The organism is Paenibacillus sp. DRB1-1 (assembly GCF_052119485.1).
GTDB lineage: Bacteria > Bacillota > Bacilli > Paenibacillales > Paenibacillaceae > Paenibacillus > Paenibacillus polymyxa_B.
On the sequence record NZ_JBODQH010000001.1, the window covers coordinates 3842573 to 3858602 of the forward strand.

General features: G+C 48.2%; 17 protein-coding genes. 12 read left to right on the top strand and 5 right to left on the bottom strand.

The window, feature by feature from the left end; genetic code table 11:
* The first annotated feature begins 36 nt into the window (after nucleotides 1–36).
* Nucleotides 37–453, top strand: a complete 417-nt coding sequence (locus ACQW03_RS17105) for a hypothetical protein (RefSeq protein WP_028541519.1) — start codon at nucleotides 37–39, stop codon at nucleotides 451–453.
* A 221-nt stretch (nucleotides 454–674) separates the two neighbouring features.
* Here the strand turns inward: ACQW03_RS17105 and ACQW03_RS17110 are convergent, their stop codons facing one another.
* Together ACQW03_RS17110 and ACQW03_RS17115 are read right to left on the bottom strand one after the other, a co-directional pair.
* Nucleotides 675–1802 (bottom strand): GDSL-type esterase/lipase family protein, encoded by a 1128-nt coding sequence (locus ACQW03_RS17110; RefSeq protein WP_441950775.1) that lies wholly within the window; start codon nucleotides 1800–1802, stop codon nucleotides 675–677.
* 257 nt (nucleotides 1803–2059) lie between these two features.
* Complete coding sequence (locus tag ACQW03_RS17115; RefSeq protein ID WP_220025906.1) at nucleotides 2060–2773, bottom strand: GT-D fold domain-containing glycosyltransferase; 714 nt, start codon at nucleotides 2771–2773, stop codon at nucleotides 2060–2062.
* Between the two features lie 215 nt (nucleotides 2774–2988).
* On the opposite strand from ACQW03_RS17115, the gene ACQW03_RS17120 reads away from it, so the two are divergent.
* From ACQW03_RS17120 to ACQW03_RS17140, 5 genes are read left to right on the top strand one after another with little or no spacing between them, the layout of a single operon-like run.
* Nucleotides 2989–3696: a glycosyltransferase family A protein gene (locus ACQW03_RS17120; RefSeq protein WP_258297149.1), complete on the top strand. Its 708-nt coding sequence runs from the start codon at nucleotides 2989–2991 to the stop codon at nucleotides 3694–3696.
* A gap of 19 nt (nucleotides 3697–3715) precedes the next feature.
* Nucleotides 3716–4696, top strand: coding sequence for a polysaccharide biosynthesis protein (locus tag ACQW03_RS17125; protein WP_441950778.1), 981 nt, complete (start codon nucleotides 3716–3718; stop codon nucleotides 4694–4696).
* A 2-nt stretch (nucleotides 4697–4698) separates the two neighbouring features.
* Complete coding sequence (locus tag ACQW03_RS17130) at nucleotides 4699–6048, top strand: nucleotide sugar dehydrogenase (protein ID WP_076294439.1); 1350 nt, start codon at nucleotides 4699–4701, stop codon at nucleotides 6046–6048.
* Nucleotides 6041–6904, top strand: coding sequence for a class I SAM-dependent methyltransferase (locus ACQW03_RS17135; protein ID WP_441950780.1), 864 nt, complete (start codon nucleotides 6041–6043; stop codon nucleotides 6902–6904). The genes ACQW03_RS17130 and ACQW03_RS17135 overlap by 8 nt, the downstream gene beginning before the upstream one ends.
* 9 nt (nucleotides 6905–6913) lie before the next feature.
* Nucleotides 6914–8029, top strand: a complete 1116-nt coding sequence (locus ACQW03_RS17140) for a glycosyltransferase family 2 protein (RefSeq protein WP_220025903.1) — start codon at nucleotides 6914–6916, stop codon at nucleotides 8027–8029.
* On the opposite strand, the gene ACQW03_RS17145 is transcribed toward ACQW03_RS17140, so the two are convergent.
* A complete protein-coding gene (locus ACQW03_RS17145; protein WP_441950783.1) occupies nucleotides 8021–8899 on the bottom strand; it encodes a DUF72 domain-containing protein in 879 nt (292 codons plus the stop codon). The genes ACQW03_RS17140 and ACQW03_RS17145 overlap by 9 nt on opposite strands.
* A 378-nt stretch (nucleotides 8900–9277) precedes the next feature.
* Between ACQW03_RS17145 and ACQW03_RS17150 the strand changes: the two genes are divergently transcribed.
* The 5 genes from ACQW03_RS17150 (at nucleotide 9278) to ACQW03_RS17170 (ending at nucleotide 13517) form a co-directional block, all read left to right on the top strand.
* Nucleotides 9278–10063, top strand: a complete 786-nt coding sequence (locus tag ACQW03_RS17150) for a class I SAM-dependent methyltransferase (protein ID WP_071642637.1) — start codon at nucleotides 9278–9280, stop codon at nucleotides 10061–10063.
* A gap of 23 nt (nucleotides 10064–10086) precedes the next feature.
* Nucleotides 10087–11094 carry an MBL fold metallo-hydrolase gene (locus ACQW03_RS17155; protein ID WP_441950785.1) on the top strand — a complete coding sequence of 336 codons (1008 nt, stop codon included), beginning with the start codon at nucleotides 10087–10089 and terminating at the stop codon, nucleotides 11092–11094.
* 78 nt (nucleotides 11095–11172) lie between these two features.
* Nucleotides 11173–11808 carry an NAD(P)-dependent oxidoreductase gene (locus ACQW03_RS17160; RefSeq protein WP_441950787.1) on the top strand — a complete coding sequence of 212 codons (636 nt, stop codon included), beginning with the start codon at nucleotides 11173–11175 and terminating at the stop codon, nucleotides 11806–11808.
* A 173-nt stretch (nucleotides 11809–11981) separates the two neighbouring features.
* Nucleotides 11982–12620: a TetR/AcrR family transcriptional regulator gene (locus ACQW03_RS17165; protein WP_441950789.1), complete on the top strand. Its 639-nt coding sequence runs from the start codon at nucleotides 11982–11984 to the stop codon at nucleotides 12618–12620.
* Between the two features lie 105 nt (nucleotides 12621–12725).
* The gene (locus ACQW03_RS17170) at nucleotides 12726–13517 is read left to right on the top strand and encodes an SDR family NAD(P)-dependent oxidoreductase (protein WP_441950791.1); all 792 of its coding nucleotides are present in this window, start codon (nucleotides 12726–12728) and stop codon (nucleotides 13515–13517) included.
* 143 nt (nucleotides 13518–13660) lie between these two features.
* On the opposite strand, the gene ACQW03_RS17175 is transcribed toward ACQW03_RS17170, so the two are convergent.
* On the bottom strand, nucleotides 13661–14098 hold the full coding sequence (locus ACQW03_RS17175) for a GNAT family N-acetyltransferase (protein WP_441950793.1): 438 nt from the start codon (nucleotides 14096–14098) through the stop codon (nucleotides 13661–13663).
* A 73-nt stretch (nucleotides 14099–14171) separates the two neighbouring features.
* Nucleotides 14172–14729, bottom strand: coding sequence for a phosphatidylglycerophosphatase A family protein (locus tag ACQW03_RS17180; RefSeq protein ID WP_069080429.1), 558 nt, complete (start codon nucleotides 14727–14729; stop codon nucleotides 14172–14174).
* A 152-nt stretch (nucleotides 14730–14881) separates the two neighbouring features.
* On the opposite strand from ACQW03_RS17180, the gene ACQW03_RS17185 reads away from it, so the two are divergent.
* Complete coding sequence (locus tag ACQW03_RS17185) at nucleotides 14882–15940, top strand: GerMN domain-containing protein (RefSeq protein WP_220025897.1); 1059 nt, start codon at nucleotides 14882–14884, stop codon at nucleotides 15938–15940.
* Nucleotides 15941–16030 lie beyond the last annotated feature (90 nt).

A 16030-nucleotide genomic window follows, 5' to 3' on the forward strand; every position in this document is an offset into this window, starting at 1 on the left:
TAGCATGGAGTATCTTGCAATTTGGAGGGATAGGGTATGGGTTTTTTTCTGGATATGAGAAGCTCCACCAATTCATCAAAAACAGGTGAGGGTCCCGATATACAGCTGGGTCCTATACCGGAGCGCTTCGGTTTGATTACCCTGCGAACCTTTCTTGTGCCGGGTCCGATTGTAACTTTTAGTGGTTCCATTGGTCTGCTCGGTGAGCTTGGCGATACGTATGCGGTTGAAATCGTGCGTGGAGCCGACTATGATCCGAGTGAGGTAGTCTACCGCGCCGAGGGGGTACTGGGCGTGACTGGATCTAATGAAACGCAAGCTTTTAATGCACAGGATCTGTCTGCTCCCTGGGCAATACAAACAGTATATTCTTCTTATATTTCTGGTGTATCGACCACTGTTCGTAATGGTCCAGAGGTATTCACGGGCATCGCCTCGACTCCGTTTTTGTAAATATATCAGGTGATTATTTCTATAGTAAATGCTCGCTGCCTGTTCGTGGTTCTCCTAGGATAGTCCGCTGCGCCCAAGCTTAACTAGCCACGAGCATAGACAGACATCTGCTGCAGACTCGTGGCTATAATTCTCAACAACAACACCCAGAGCACAAATGACCTAGTTGTTGTAATTTCCTTTATGAGCGTGTTCTACGAGTTGATTGTGCTTCTCGGATTCTATCTCTTTAGAATCTCTCGCAAATACACTGTCAACTCATCTGCTGCTTTGGCATGGGCGGAGAGCCCGGGATGGCTGCGAGATCCTATCGTTTCTTCCGTCGTGTTAGGCAGTTGGAATACCGACACATTCCGATCCCTCGTTCTTTTCTTGTACGCGTCTACCGCTCGGTAGATTGAGGGCATCATCGGAGTACCCAGCATCCCATAGGCCCACACAATATGGGCAGCAGGATTGCAGGTCCGAAGCTTGATAAGAAAATGTTCGATAGCGCTTTCAAAAGATTGTAAATCTTCTTCATTGAATGTGCCGTCCTCGTTCAAGCGTTGCTTGTACACTTTCCCGCTTGCTGGGTCCGTCCATGCAGGAGAATAAAAGGCTCCCCCGTCATTAGTACCCAAATTCACTACGACCACGTCCGGCTGCCATGAGGTAAAATCATGATCTGAAAATGCCCCTAATGCTTCATTTCTCTCACCAGTCAGCACACCACATATCTGTTCATAATATGCCGGTATGTTCGCATGCGGATTATTATCCCAGCTTGTTAGGACACCCCATCCGCTTTGTGATAACACTCGGTAGTCCGCATTCAGTGCTTCGGCTGTTATGGCTGTATAATTGCGTAGTGCTGTGAACAGCATGGGAACCCAGTCTGTCTCCTCCTTCGCTCCAATCGTTCCTTCTCCCGAGGTAATGCTGTCACCGATAAATTCCACCTTGAGGGGCTTATCAGTGACTGGCAGCAATTCCCCGTCAACCTTCAGGGCATGAATTTGCAACAAGCAGCGCGAGTCCGAACTCATAGGCTGGACATCCTTGACCACACGGACATTTTTGACCGTGTCAGGGTTCAACCCTCTCAAAAGACAGATCCAATGCCGTCCTGCGGTCACCATCAGGCGACTCATCGGAACCCCATTGATGACAATACTGATCCAGGGCTCATACACCTGGTAATCGGCTTCAATTTCAATCCACAGCTCTGAGCCTTTGATATTCAATTCAATGCCACTGCCTGTCCAAAATAGAGTAAGAGGTGTACGTGTTTGCGTAGTTCGACCATGAACCTTTACATGCTTTGCTTTTGTAAGTGGGTATGTCTTCAATCTCTTGTTATGTGACATTTCAACATCCTCCTCATGATCTCTTAATGAATGCTAGTTTCTGTAATATTGTAAAAGAAGTGACAGGGAATCTCAAATTCTATTTCTAAACAAGCAAGGGCCCAAAGCTTTATATGGATTATTCTTTTTGATCACGGACTTTAGAACAACATATGATATCAAAAAGCACCAGCCAACTGAAATTTGCTGGTGCTTTTTGATATACGGAGCAAAGATTACTTACTAAGTGTATTTTTTCACACATATTATTTTATCTATTAATTAGCTTTGCCAAACATGACGATATTAATCGCCTTGCCGAAGTCTATACCTACTTTGCCAGTTAACTCTGCTGTTTTTTGTGCTAACACGACTGCATTGACACCACAAGAGAACAGCGCAATATCAAAGTCATCTTTGTGTGCTGCGATCCATTGGAGTGTTTCAGGCATTTGTTCATATTGATGAAATGCGAGCGTGTGTGCGATATGCAGCCCGTATGGTTCGGCCTCAAGAACAGGCTTCACTTCAACGGCCGTCCGGGTGACCAGCAGAATGCGTCGATTTTTCAGTATGTCCCAGAAAGCGGGTGTCTCAGCCAAATACCGATTCAGGCAGGCGTGGCAGGTCAGCGCGGGGGAAAGAGCATAGTGAGCAAAGACCTGATCGGTCAGCTCCCGCTTCATATAGGATGGTGCTTTAATAGATTCGTCATCATATGGCAAAATGCCAACAATGCTGGCTTTGCTCACTGCCTCAGCCACCGCGTCCCGTAGTTCCGTATTCGGTAGAAACAGTCCCTTTTGACCGAGATTGGCTTTAACCGCCCAACGTTCCTGTAATACCTTTTCCATCGGCCAGACGGTGTCCTGCGACAACACCAAATTTTCACCATCCCCGATACGAATGAGCGAAAAGGACTGGTGCTGATCGAGTGCCAGCTTCAATCGTTTCAGTACCTCGTCAATCTCCAGATACCTTGGATTCGTCATAACATGTTACCTCCCTGTCGTTCCTGCTTGTTCAACTTTTTAGATGGAGCAAAAAACTTTGTATTCTATCATATGTCGAAAGCAAAAAGGTTTTTGTATGAACGGCTATTCTTTTTGGATTCTACCTATTTTTACAAGATTCGTTGCATCTGTACGTGCCGTTTCAGAAGCGTCTTCATAACTTGAGAGAAGACGGTTGAAAGGGAGGAAGATCAATGAATCGCAAGATTGTAATTGAAATTAATTTTAATAACTATGGGATGAATCCCAACCGCCTGACACGTGAGTGGATCAGTGAGCGACTGGATATATTCAGAACCTTTACGCTACGTAGTTTACTCAGTCAGACAAATACGGATTTCTTATCTGTCGTCAAGCTGGCGGGCGGATGCAGTGACATTGTGGAAGAGGAACTAGCCCGACATGAGCCCATTCCTGACCACATCCGTTTTGGTACGAGCATCGAAAGTAAACGTCGAATTCATGCGTACATCGAAGGCGCGGACGAACTGCTCATTGCTCGAATAGATTCCGACGATTTATACCACCAGTCATTTGTACAACAGTTACATGATTACAAGTTTCAATCGGAGACGGTTGCGCTGGTGAACCAGATGGGTTACCTGTGGGATGCGGTTGAGGGGCAGATGGCACCGGTGTTTCACCGTTCGCCTTCTTTTTATGTGTTTCGCTATCAAGTAGAGGATTTTCTGAATGATTACCGTGTCGTTATTCCTGGGAAGGGCACGCACGGATATGTAACGGAGCTGCCGCATGAGGTCATTCCGCTTCGCAACTATGTGAACGTCATCCATGCCGCAAATACTTCGGTGAAAAAAGTGCCGGCGAAGGATCGGCTGTCAGAGAATGAAATGAATGCCGTGCTGGCTGAATTTCTGGGAACAGGCATTGCCAATTCGTAACGGTCAGGAGGAGATTATATTGTTCAAAGGAAAAAAACTGCTGGTGACCGGAGGAACGGGATCTTGGGGGCAACGCCTAACGGCTGAATTGCTGAAGGAGGGATCGGCGGAAATTCGTATTTTCTCACGCGGTGAATTTGCACAGATTGCCATGCAGCGGCAATTTCAATCTGATCCTCGCCTGAATTTCATGATTGGAGATATTCGAGATCTTCAGGCATTGCAGGAGGCATGTCGCGGAGTGGACTATATATTCCATTTGGCGGCATTAAAGCATGTCCCCGTGTGTGAGAGACAGCCCGAGGAGGCATTCAAGACGAACGTACACGGTACTGAAAATGTGATCCGGGCCAGCATTGAGCAAGGAGTCGCCAAGGTAATTGATGTCTCTACAGACAAGGCGGTAGACCCGGTGAATGTATATGGGATGACGAAGGCGATTGGCGAAAGATTGATGATCCGCGCCAACGCCTTAAGTGAGCGTACTCGCTTTGTGTGTATTCGCGGCGGCAATGTGCTAGGGACGAGTGGAAGTGTCGTGCCCCTGTTCAAACGCCAGATTGCGGAAGGTCAGGATTTAACGCTGACGAGCCCAGATATGACACGTTTCTTCCTCACGCTCGGAGAGGCGATTGGCTTGCTGCTGAAGGCTTCTGTTACGGCGATTGGTGGAGAGACGCTAGTAATGAAAATGAAGGGTTGCAATATTGCGGATTTGGCAGAAGTGATGAAAGAACAGGCGGGACAGCCTGCGTTGAAAGTGAAGGAAATTGGTATACGTGGTGGGGAAAAGCTGCATGAGGTGCTGATTTCGCCCTATGAGGTGCCGCACACGTATCGCTATGATGATCGTTATTTTGTTATTCTTCCCCAGCAAGCAGACAAGCGTTTGTTGAGTCAATATGGTGGATTGGAGCGGGTGAACTTCGAACAATATCGCTCGGACGACGAGTTAATGGATCGTGCTGGAATTGCTGAGCTACTGCGAGGCATGGAGTAACGATGAAAGAGGTGGGTATTTTGCAGCTTATGGAAAAAATAACAAAAGGAACTGTAAAGGTGGCTGTGATCGGCCTCGGTTATGTAGGGCTGCCCATGGCAGTGGAAATGGCACAGGCTGGTTATGATGTATATGGTGTAGATTCCGATCCTGTCAAAGTAGCCAAGCTGCTTCAAGGAAAGTCGTACATCATAGACATTGGGGATGATGCATTGGAAGGTCTGATCGGGCAGCAATTGCATCCGGTTACGGATATCAAGGTACTGGAGCATGCGGATATCGTCGTGATCTGTGTGCCTACGCCGCTGACGGACGGACACCAGCCGGATACGTCCTATATTGAAACGGCTATTGATCAGGCCATACCTCATTTGCGTAGACAAACACTGTTGATTCTGGAAAGCACCACCTATCCGGGAACGACCGAGGAACTGATTCGGCCGGTGATAGAGCAGCGCAGGGGATGGACAGTAGGTAAGGATTTTTATGTGTGCTTTTCACCGGAACGTGTGGATCCGGGCAGCGTTCATTTTAACATTCGCAACACACCCAAGGTGATCGGCGGTTGCACGCCGGATTGTCTGGCAGCGGGAGTAGGTTTTTATGGGTCCTTTTTGGACCAGATTGTTCCGGTCAGCTCGACAACCGTGGCGGAAGCCGCCAAGCTGTTCGAGAATACGTTCCGCAGTGTCAACATTGGAATGGTCAACGAGCTGACAGCCGCCTGTGAGAAAATTGGCATCAATATATGGGAGGTACTGGATGCAGCAGCAACTAAGCCATTCGGCTATATGCCTTTTTATCCGGGACCTGGCATCGGGGGGCACTGTATCCCGGTTGATCCGCTATACTTGTCATGGAAATCCGAGCAGCATGGTTTTCCACTGGAATTCGTGGACTTGGCAGATCGCATGAACCGGCGTATGCCGCTGTATATCGCGGAGCGAATTGAAGCCATGCTCGCTCAGAAAGGTAAAGCCATAAACAAAGCCAAAATCATTCTGGCAGGTGTGGCCTACAAAAAGGACATTGATGATGTTCGGGAATCCCCAGCTCTTGTCCTGTTTGAACATCTAATAAAAATGGGAGCTTCGGTGAGCTTCACCGACCCATATGTATCGAGCTTTAAGCTGAACGGTGAAGCAATCCCATCTCGAACGGCAAATGCTCAGCTATGGGAAAGTGCAGATATCGTAGTCATCACGACAGACCATTCTGTGGTGGATTACCAACAGCTGGTCGACCATGCCCCGCTAGTCTTCGATACACGTAATGCGACTGCACATTGCACAGGTGGACATGTCGTGATCTTGGGGCATCCCGGTGATGGAGGGGGCGCCGCTGTTGGCTAACCGTGATCAGGTAAATGAACGTTATTACGGGCAAATCAATTCGGAGGAGTCCCATGAAGCCACCCGCAATAGAATTCACTGGATTTGCCGCCATGTACAGGGCCATACCGTGCTGGATGTTGGGTGCAGTCAGGGGATAACGTCCATTTTGCTTGGGCGGGAAGGCTTTAAGGTAACGGCCATTGATTTGGAAGAGGGCAGCATTTCTTATGCAAAAAAAGAACTTCGCCAGGAATCCGCACCCGTCCGGGCAAGAGTCCACTTTCAGTTAAAGGACATTTCACAATTTGAGCGTCCTCCCGGGGGATTTGACACCATTATTTTAGGGGAGATTTTGGAACATTTTGCGCATCCCGACACCCTGCTGGCTCATGCTTATCGCTTGTTGAATAAAAAAGGAACGCTCGTCTTGTCTGTACCTTATGGATACCATCCGTTTCATGATCACAAGCGGACTTACTATGCTGGGAGCCTCTCCCGTGTGTTGTATCCTTATTTTGATGAAAAAGCGCTTGAGGTCCATCACAAATATTTGTGCTTTGCAGGCCGCAAGAAGTCGAAAGAACTGCGTGAGATCAAACCAGAGGCAGAGCGTCTGAATGAGTGGATGAAACTGGACGAGGAGCAGTTTCGACTGGTGGAGCAGCAGCATGTTCGAAAAATGAATCAGCGAAAGGCCGCACTCGACAAGGCGGTACAGCGAATCCGGCATATGGAGGAACAACTTTTGCCGTTGGAAAGGTATGCACGTGTCGAACAGCTAGACAAGACGCAGGCTGAAAGGAGAGGTGCATATACTGATGGTGAGTCTACCAGAAAAACGATGGCAGATTCAGCCAAAGGTAAAGGGGGATGACGTGAAGTCATGACTGATCATCCAATGACCATCAGCTTGTGCATGATCGTAAAGAACGAGGAGCAGACACTTGCACGCTGTCTGGATTCGGTCGCAGACCTGATGGATGAAATCATCATGGTGGACACGGGATCGACGGATCAAACGAAGACGATAGCATCCCGCTATACGGATCGGCTATATACGTTTGAATGGAAGGATGATTTTGCAGCCGCCCGTAATGAATCGTTTGACAAGGCGACGTGTTCCTACATCATGTGGCTGGATGCGGACGATGTGCTGCTGGAGCCGGACCGTGAGCGCCTGCGTGCCTTGAAGCAGCGTTTGTCTATGGATATCGACGCAGTGGTAATGCCACTTCATTTGGCAGAGGGGGAGCAGGGTGAACTGTTGTTCACCTCACGTCGTATCCGTCTCGTGAAGCGTGAGCGACAATACCGCTGGGAAGGGCGTCTGCATGAGGATCTGGTGATACCTCAGGGGCAAATCTTGCATTCGGATGTGGCAGTAACTCACCGCCGAATGCAAGACCACACGCTCCGTAACCAACGTATTCTCGCTCGGTGGATCAGCGAAATCGGCAAGCTGGAGGGGCGTCTGCTGTATTTGCATGCCAATGAATGTTTTGACCGTAAAGAATATGCCGAGGCGGCAGAGGCGTTCAACCATCTGTTGGAGGAGCCGAGCGGCTACCGTGAGGATCGGATTACCGCTTGTGCGCGGTCGGCGGAATGCTATCTTCACCTCGGGAAGCCGGAGCAACAGCTGGATAGTCTGTTACGTTCCTTTCGATACGGTGTACCGCAATCAGACTTGTGCTGCATGATCGGTGACTGGTTTTTCACACGAAACGAATGGAGCACTGCCGCATACTGGTATGAAAAGGCATTGGAGCAACAGCATCACCTTCCGGGTATGCGACCTGTTCCACTACCATGCTACTCCTGGTTACCTCATGTGCGGCTCAGCCATTGCTATGCCCATGCAGGTAAGCTGGGCGCTTCGTATGAGCATAACCAAATCGCTTTACGCTATTTACCTGACGACCCGTATTTACTGGATAATGCACGCAAGCTCAAGGAGGCTATCTCCAACTCCTCATCCTCAGCCTGTTCCTCAAAATAGTTCAAGCTGTTCCGGCCCGTTATCCTCTTCAGGTGGCTTGCGAGGTGGAAAAGGTTTAGGGTCCATCCCAAGCATGGACATGAGCTGCTTGGCGTTAGCAGCGGCGTCTCCACCTGAGTTGTTGTTGAAAATAACGCACACCTCACGGCTTTGCTGCTCCAGCTCCAGCAATCTGTCTCTCCATTCGGTCAACTCTTGTTCATTGTACCGATACAGATAACGAACCTCCCGCCAATTAGGCGCGGAGCTTTGATTCCAACCCGATATGTTTCGCCCGTGGAGACGTACGATTGTCAGATTACCGTCTGTAGCCAACGGCACAATGGGAACCGACCCTGGTCCTGCCTGCGGCTCGTCGCATACGCTGTGTATCCAACCTTCTTCACGCATGAATGCCAGCGTTTGTTTCCGAAAATCGGGTGTGAACCAGCTTTGATGTCTGAATTCAAGTACGGATGGGACCTCTCCCATCCTTTTTTTCGTGTCTCGTAGTACAGCGACATTCTCACGTGTACAGTCGAACCAGGGTGGGTACTGAAACAGTACGGCTTTGAGCTTACCCGCTTCGCGAAGAGGCTGTATGGATGCATGCAGTGCTTCGTACATGGCATCTATTGTTTTGAAGTAAGGCTGCTTGCCGCGGGTATGTCCAGTCATGCCTTGATAGGCTTTGACTAGAAATGAAAAAGAGTCAGGGGTTTCCGCCGCCCAGCGTGCCATACGATCTGTGGGCTGCACCGCATAGAAAGAACTATCCATCTCTACTACCGGAAAATGGCTTCCATAAACGCTTAGTTTTTGGTTAGCTTTGGTGCCGGTTGGATACAAGTCATCATGATCGCCCCAACCCGTAAGTCCAATTTGAATCATAACTTCCCCGCTCCTTTCTCTTATGAATACTTCTAAAGGCGTTCCCATGAATCATTTTAATGATAAAATGGGGTGAATCACATGAAGTTGGTATGAAGTTCCTATGAATATTTAAGCTCAAATGAATCCATTTCATAAATGATTAAACCAATGAAATGTATACTTCATATAGACAAATTAAACCATTTTGATCTATATGTACTCTTTATTAAAGCTACTGAAGGTATTATGAAATGGATTCAAATAACGGTTATTGTAACATGTGTTTGTTGGTCAGGATTTTGCAAAACTCTTATTCGTTATGCTTTTGAGTTTCCAGTTTGAAAAAGCTAATATAGTATGTAATAGAGCGAAATGAGTTCATGGAGGAGAAACGATATGGCAGAATGGTACGAGCAAAGCTTTGGGGAAGATTATTTATTGGTATACAAGCATCGCGACTTTCAGGGAGCCTATCAGGAAGTGCAAAAAATGATCTCCTGGCTCAAATTACCGCAAGGCTCCAGCGTATTGGATTTATGCTGTGGGATGGGACGTCATTCGCTTGCGCTGGCAGATGCAGGTTATAAGGTGACAGGTGTGGACCTTTCCAATGTGTTGCTGAGAGAGGCTCGTGCAGCAGATTCCGAAGGGCGGGTAAGTTGGCATCAAGGGGATATGAGAGAGGTGCCGCTGGACGAAAGCTTTGACGCGGTGATGAATTTGTTCACCTCCTTCGGTTATTTTGAAAAGGATGAGGAGCAGCTTAAAGTACTAAAGGAAATATATCGTTTGTTGAAGCCGGGAGGACGCTTTATTATAGATTATCTGAACCCTGCTTACGTAACCGCTCATTTGGTACCGCATTCGTCACGGGAGGATGAAGGGAATTGGATTGAGGAGCACCGGGTCATTGAAGATGGCTTTGTGAAAAAGCAAATTGCGATTCGGTCAGCTGCATCCGTTACGGGCGATGAGGCAGCCTCTACTCTGGGCACGACTCCTACTGAGGGAGAACCTGCGCGCGTGTATCATGAACGAGTGAAGCTATATCCGTATGAAAAGTTCCGTGGATTGCTAGAGCAAGCCGGACTATCCGTAGAGCAGGTACACGGAAGCTATAATGAAGATCAATATATCGAAGATGCTTCGCCTCGAATGATTTTTGTCGGCGTGCGGGCTTGAAACAGAAAGGCGGATGGGAAGCCATGAAAATGCCAGAGCTTACACCGTGTGAGCGAATAGACGGAGGCTTTCAGGTCAAAATATCCATGTCCTTTCCGCTACGCTGGGTCAATAGCTATGTGCTCAAGGGACAGCACGGTTTTACGATTGTAGACCCGGGGCCGCGCAATATGGATACCGAGGCAGAATGGGCGCATGTCTTCCAACAGCTGGGGATGTCCTTTGAGGATATCTCTGACATTGTGGTGACTCATCATCACCCCGATCATTATGGATTGGCGGGCTGGATGCAGCAGCTAAGTCAGGCTCGTGTACATATGTCAGCTCGAAGCCATAAGGAAGCGATGATGATGTGGGACGCTCCAGAATCGACGGTCGCAATGGAGAACAGGCTTCCTAGCTTTTTTGTCCAGCATGGCTTTCCTTTGGAGCAAGTATCGGCCTTGGAATTACATATGCGGCAGGCTTATTTGCAAGTGAATCCACAGCCTGAGATTACCGTTATTCCTACCGGAATGGACGCTCGTCTGGAATGGGGTGGACGCAGTTGGCTGCCCGTCGAGACAGGAGGACATGCGCCCGGACATGTGTCCTTATATGACCCGAATAGCGGCGTTATTCTCTGCGGTGACGCAGTTTTGCCGCAGATTTCTCCTAATATCAGTCTGCTGCCGGGCAGCGATGCCCAGCCGTTGAGGTCTTATGTAGACGGCTTGCAGCGTCTAGGCGAGCTGGAGGTAGCGTGGGCATATCCGGGGCACCGCAATCCGTTTGGTTATTTTCGGGAGCGGACGCAAGCGTTGCTGGCGCATCATGAAGAACGGCTGGATAAATTCCAGCAGCTGATCCAACCGGAGGGCAGCACAGCCTATGAGCTGTGCATTGCCATGTTCGGTGGCAAGCTGGGTATTCACCAGCTAAGGTTTGCCATGTCCGAGACGCTGGCTCATCTGGTGGAGCTGGTGCACCGTGAAAGGGCCTCTATGAGCGAGACGGACTCAATCACGCGCTTCTATCCCCTTTGCCGTTAATAGTCGCAGAAAGCTACCCAACAAGTGACATGACGAAGCAACATGACAAGCGGCATGCATGCCGGAAAAGAGGATTTTATGAATTTGCTGCTGCTGGGAGCTACCGGACGCGTAGGACGGTATATATTAGATTATGCATTAGAGGACGGTCATGCCGTTACTGTCCTTGTTCGTTCACCGGACAAGCTGGAGGATTACGCACCCGGATACGGGAATCAGCTGCAAATCGTACAAGGCGATGCCACTAATGCAGAGGACGTAGCACAAGCGCTGAAGGGTGGGGCGACGGCTGTGATCAGTGCGCTGAATACGGATGGAACGACTACCTTATCCGTTAATATAGCCCTGCTGGTCCGGCTCATGCAGGAGCAGTCCATTTCCCGGCTCATTACAGTAGGAACGGCAGGGATTTTGCAAAGCCGGACCGAACCGGACCTGTATCGGTACGAGTCCTCCGAGACCCGGCGACGCAGCACTCGTGCAGCCGAGGAACATCGGCGAGTGTACGAATTGCTGCATGAATCGGCACTAGACTGGACAATCGTATGTCCAACCTATCTGCCAGATGGAGCGCGGACAGGTATTTATCGCGTGGAAAAAGATTTTTTGCCTGAAGGTGGCTCACAAATTACCACCGCGGATACGGCTGATTTTACTTATCGGCAATGGAAGAGTTACGAATTTATCCGTACACGGGTAGGCATTGCCTACTGATCGTGGTAAGTGTACCTACTCATTGCGTTCTTTTTTATTTGACAAACACTCAGGCTTAGAATACTATGATTCTTAACGGAAACGATGTTTCCTGAAACCTTGTGTAGATATTTAATTTATTATTGTAGCATCAAGCAACAGTTTTTAATAAGCAAAAGGAAGTGTATTGAATCATGTCCGAGCCATCGCATCCCTATAAAACCTATTCGGAAGTGAAGCTACAGCAGCAGCAATTGCTACGTAAAAATGTCATTGATGCCGCATGTATCCTTCTTGCGGAAGAAGGGCCAGAGGCCGTGACCGTGCGACGAGTTGCCCAGAAATTAAGCTGTTCCACCAAAATTATTTACAGTATTTTCGGCAGCAAGGATGGTCTTGCCAATGAGATGTACCTGGATGGATGTCGGCTATTGGCTGAATCCTTCCAGCAAGTACCTGTTACCGAAAGCGTACTCGCTGATCTTGAAGCTCTATGCTGGGCGTACTGGGAATTTGCGCAGCTTCATTCAGCCTATTACAAAATGATGTTTGGCGGGGCATTATCTGATTTCAAGCCGGATGAACAGAGCTTGGAGGGTACCACAACGGCCCTGTCTCAAATCCTGCAAACCGTCATACACGCTATGGAGCTGGGAGCATTGAAAGAACATGATCCGCTGCTGGTTGTCCGGATGTTTTGGTCTGCTTTACATGGAGTCATACACCTTCAGTTTGCAGGTCATTTTTCAGATGTAGATATGGCTCAAGGAGTGTATGCATTTACACTGAAGAATGCGCTCGTAGCATTTAAAACATCCTCATCTGCATCGTAAATATGAAGTGTACTGAGGTCGTCATAGTAGATGACTTCAGTTCATTATAGAGTAGTGGTAACAATGTTTCTAAAATAAAACAACGATACTATGGAGGTTGTCATCATGTTTATGTACGCAAACAAAATAGCTCTGATCACAGGGGCTTCATCCGGTATTGGCGAGGCCTTTGCCTACTCGCTCGCAGCTAAGAAATGTAATCTCATTTTGGTAGCACGCAATGAAACCAAATTAAAGACACTGGCTAAAGAACTCTCAGCTAAATATAACGTAAAAGCAACGGTGATTGCGTTGGATCTTTCCACCCCAGGAGCACCCCAAACATTGCATCAGGAGGTTCAAAAGCAACAGCTAAAGGTAGATCTCTTGATTAACAACGCAGGTTTTGCCACCTATGGATACTTTGAGCAGGTTTCAGGAGAACGACAGCATGAGGAAGTGATGCTCAATGTGGCTGCTTTAGTCGACATCACACATGCATTTATGCCTGATTTATTGCGTAAGCGGGAGGGTGGATTAATCAATGTTTCTTCCACAGCTGCATTTCAGCCCGATCCTTATATGGCGGTGTATGGAGCAACCAAAGCATTTGTGCTTTCTTTTACTGAAGCGCTATGGGCCGAAAATCGGAAACGGGGGCTTAAAGTTCTGGCCCTTTGTCCAGGCTCAACAGAAACGCCGTTTTTTGATATTGTTGGCGCAAGTGAAGCGTCAATTGGAATTAGGGAAACTCCCCAAACCGTTGTGAAGAACGCGTTGAGAGCATTTGAAAAGGGGCGTAGTCACATCATTTCCGGTCGCCAAAACTATTGGGTAGCTCAGGTGTCCCGGTTCTTCTCTCGTCAATCCACGCTGGGAATTGTAGAACGTGCACTGCGTCCACAAAATGGATTGTAATTAATGAATGAAGGTAGTCTGATCTAGAAATGTTAGGATTGCCAATGAATAAGCTGTGAGTTTTATGCACCGGGTCTGATCGATTCTAACTCGACTTGAATCAGACCCGGCGTTTCTATTTGTACAGATCAAGCACTTAGACCCTATTCCAGCCCTCGGGAATATAGTAAAATTCCATCCCGTTTCTCCCAGCCGTTAGCTGACCAGAAGCGTTGACCCCCTGCGTTATGCTCCATCACAAACAGATGACATTTATCAATGCCTTCTCTCAGCAAAGCAGATAACGCTTTATCCACCAGTCTGGGCGCGATCCCTTGACCACGATGTGCTGTGGCTACACCCAGATGATACAGAAACCCCCTGCGACTATCGTGACCCGCCAAAATCGTGCCTATGATGCTTCCATCATGCTCACAGACAAAGCTAAGTCCTTCGTTCCGTTGTAAAAAGCGTGCAATCCGCTCCGGTGAGTCTGCCTTGCTTAATCCCAATCCGTCTAAGCCATTCCAAAGGTCAATGGCCTGATCATAATCGTCAGCCTGCATCGTACGGAATGTATATCCTTCAGTTACGTTTGCCATGTCTAGTTCTCCTCTAACCCTGTCTATATCTGTTGTATTCCAACGCGTTGTTTATAATTTAGCGTGTTGTTGTTTAACGTGTTGTATTCGGTGCACTTTCTTCCCCAAGCTCCTGCTCGCGCTCTGCCTGTTTGCGATGGGCGATACGGCTGCTGGCCGAAGCTGCGATAGCGCCCACAATGTCGTCCAGGAACGTATGGATCGGCCCGAGGCTTTTATCATTCAGGCGTTCCAGCACACCCGGTTTGAGCTTATCGACATAACCGTAATTGGTAAATCCAATGCTGCCGTACACATTTACAATGGAGAAGGCCAGAATTTCATCCACCCCGTATAATCCCTCATCATTCTCAATCATGTCCTGCAATGGGGGAAGAAGAGCGCCCTGTTCAGCAAGGATATCCAGTTGGATGCCCGTGAGCACGGCATTTTGAACCTCGCGCTTCATCAGTACCTTGTCCACATTCTCCATACATTCTTCCATCGTTAGGGTCGGGTAATATTTTTTCTGTAAAAGCATGACCAGTTCTGCGATTTCAGTCATGTGTACACCACGCTTGTGCAGCCACTCGCGGGTGGCATCGGCTACCTTTTTACTATTCAGGCTGTATGGTGCTTTTTTCTTGTCCATAAAGTTGAAATTCCCCTCCTCGTATAGCTCCTGATTTCTACTGCAATTATGACCAGTGTGTCCAGTCTGCTGAAAAAGTAGTTATTTTTTACGCGAGGCTCGTATACATATTAGTACAATCTGTACAAAATTGTTAGGGAGGAACTTCACTTATGAATATAAAACACCCATGGCGTATGACCTCTGTAGCTGGACTGCTATCCCTACCCCTGTTGTTGTCAGGCTGCAGCCTTTTCGGCAACGAATCGGCATCCATTGACCCCCCGCCGTCCACGACAGAGCAGTCCATGATTAAGGCTGTAACCGGAAAAGCACCCGCCAGTACGGGGCAACTGAGGGCTGTTTTTTTGCAAGATCATAACGGTTTGCTGGCCCCGGTATCTTTACCGATTGCTACAGGTGATGTGCAGGCAGATGCCAAGTCAGCGCTGGAAACATTAGTTGAGGGCGGGCCATATGCCGGATTATTACCAGAGGGATTTAAAGGTGTAATCCCCCAGGGTACGGAAGTGAAAAGTGTGACGGTGGACAAGAACAACAAGCTGGCTGTTGTCGAATTCAACAAATCTTTCGCCAACTATAAGCCACAGGAAGAACGAAAATTAATGGAGAGTTTGACCTGGACCCTGACCGACCGTCCCGATATTGAGAGTGTACAGATCTGGGTGGATGGCAAAAAGCTGAAAGAAATGCCTGTGGGCGGCACACCGCTGGATCATCCGTTGACGCGTGCAGTAGGTATTAATTTGGAGATTGGTCATGGCGTAACACCACTGGATTCCAGTCCAGTCACCGTGTATTTCTCTTCATCTTCTCCTGCTGGAGTTCAATATTATGTACCTGTAACACGGTTGGTCAGCCCTGAAAAAGATCGTGTCCAGTCAGCACTGCATCAATTGATTCAAGGACCGCAGACCAAAGATGGGCTACAAGAAGTGATGACAGGGGAGACGGCGCTGAAATCGGTAGAACGCTCCAAAGACAACGTCATTACGGTATCTCTTTCAGATGATATGTTTGCTAAAGGAGAAGCCGTGCCTGCTGAATTTTTGGAATCGGTTGTGCTGACAGCGGCAGACAATTCAGATGATGCGGTCAAAACAAAAATTCGGATTGAACTGAATGGTGAAAAAAGCGTGATTGGACAAAATAATCAAAATTATGGAGAGCCTGTAGCCAAGCCGCAACATATTAACGAAATCCCTCTTTAAGGGCGGGAATCGTCCTTGGGGTGCTTTTGCCTGCACACTTTGGTAAAATAAACATATAAGAACAGGTTGCATACGACGTAGGAGGAAAAA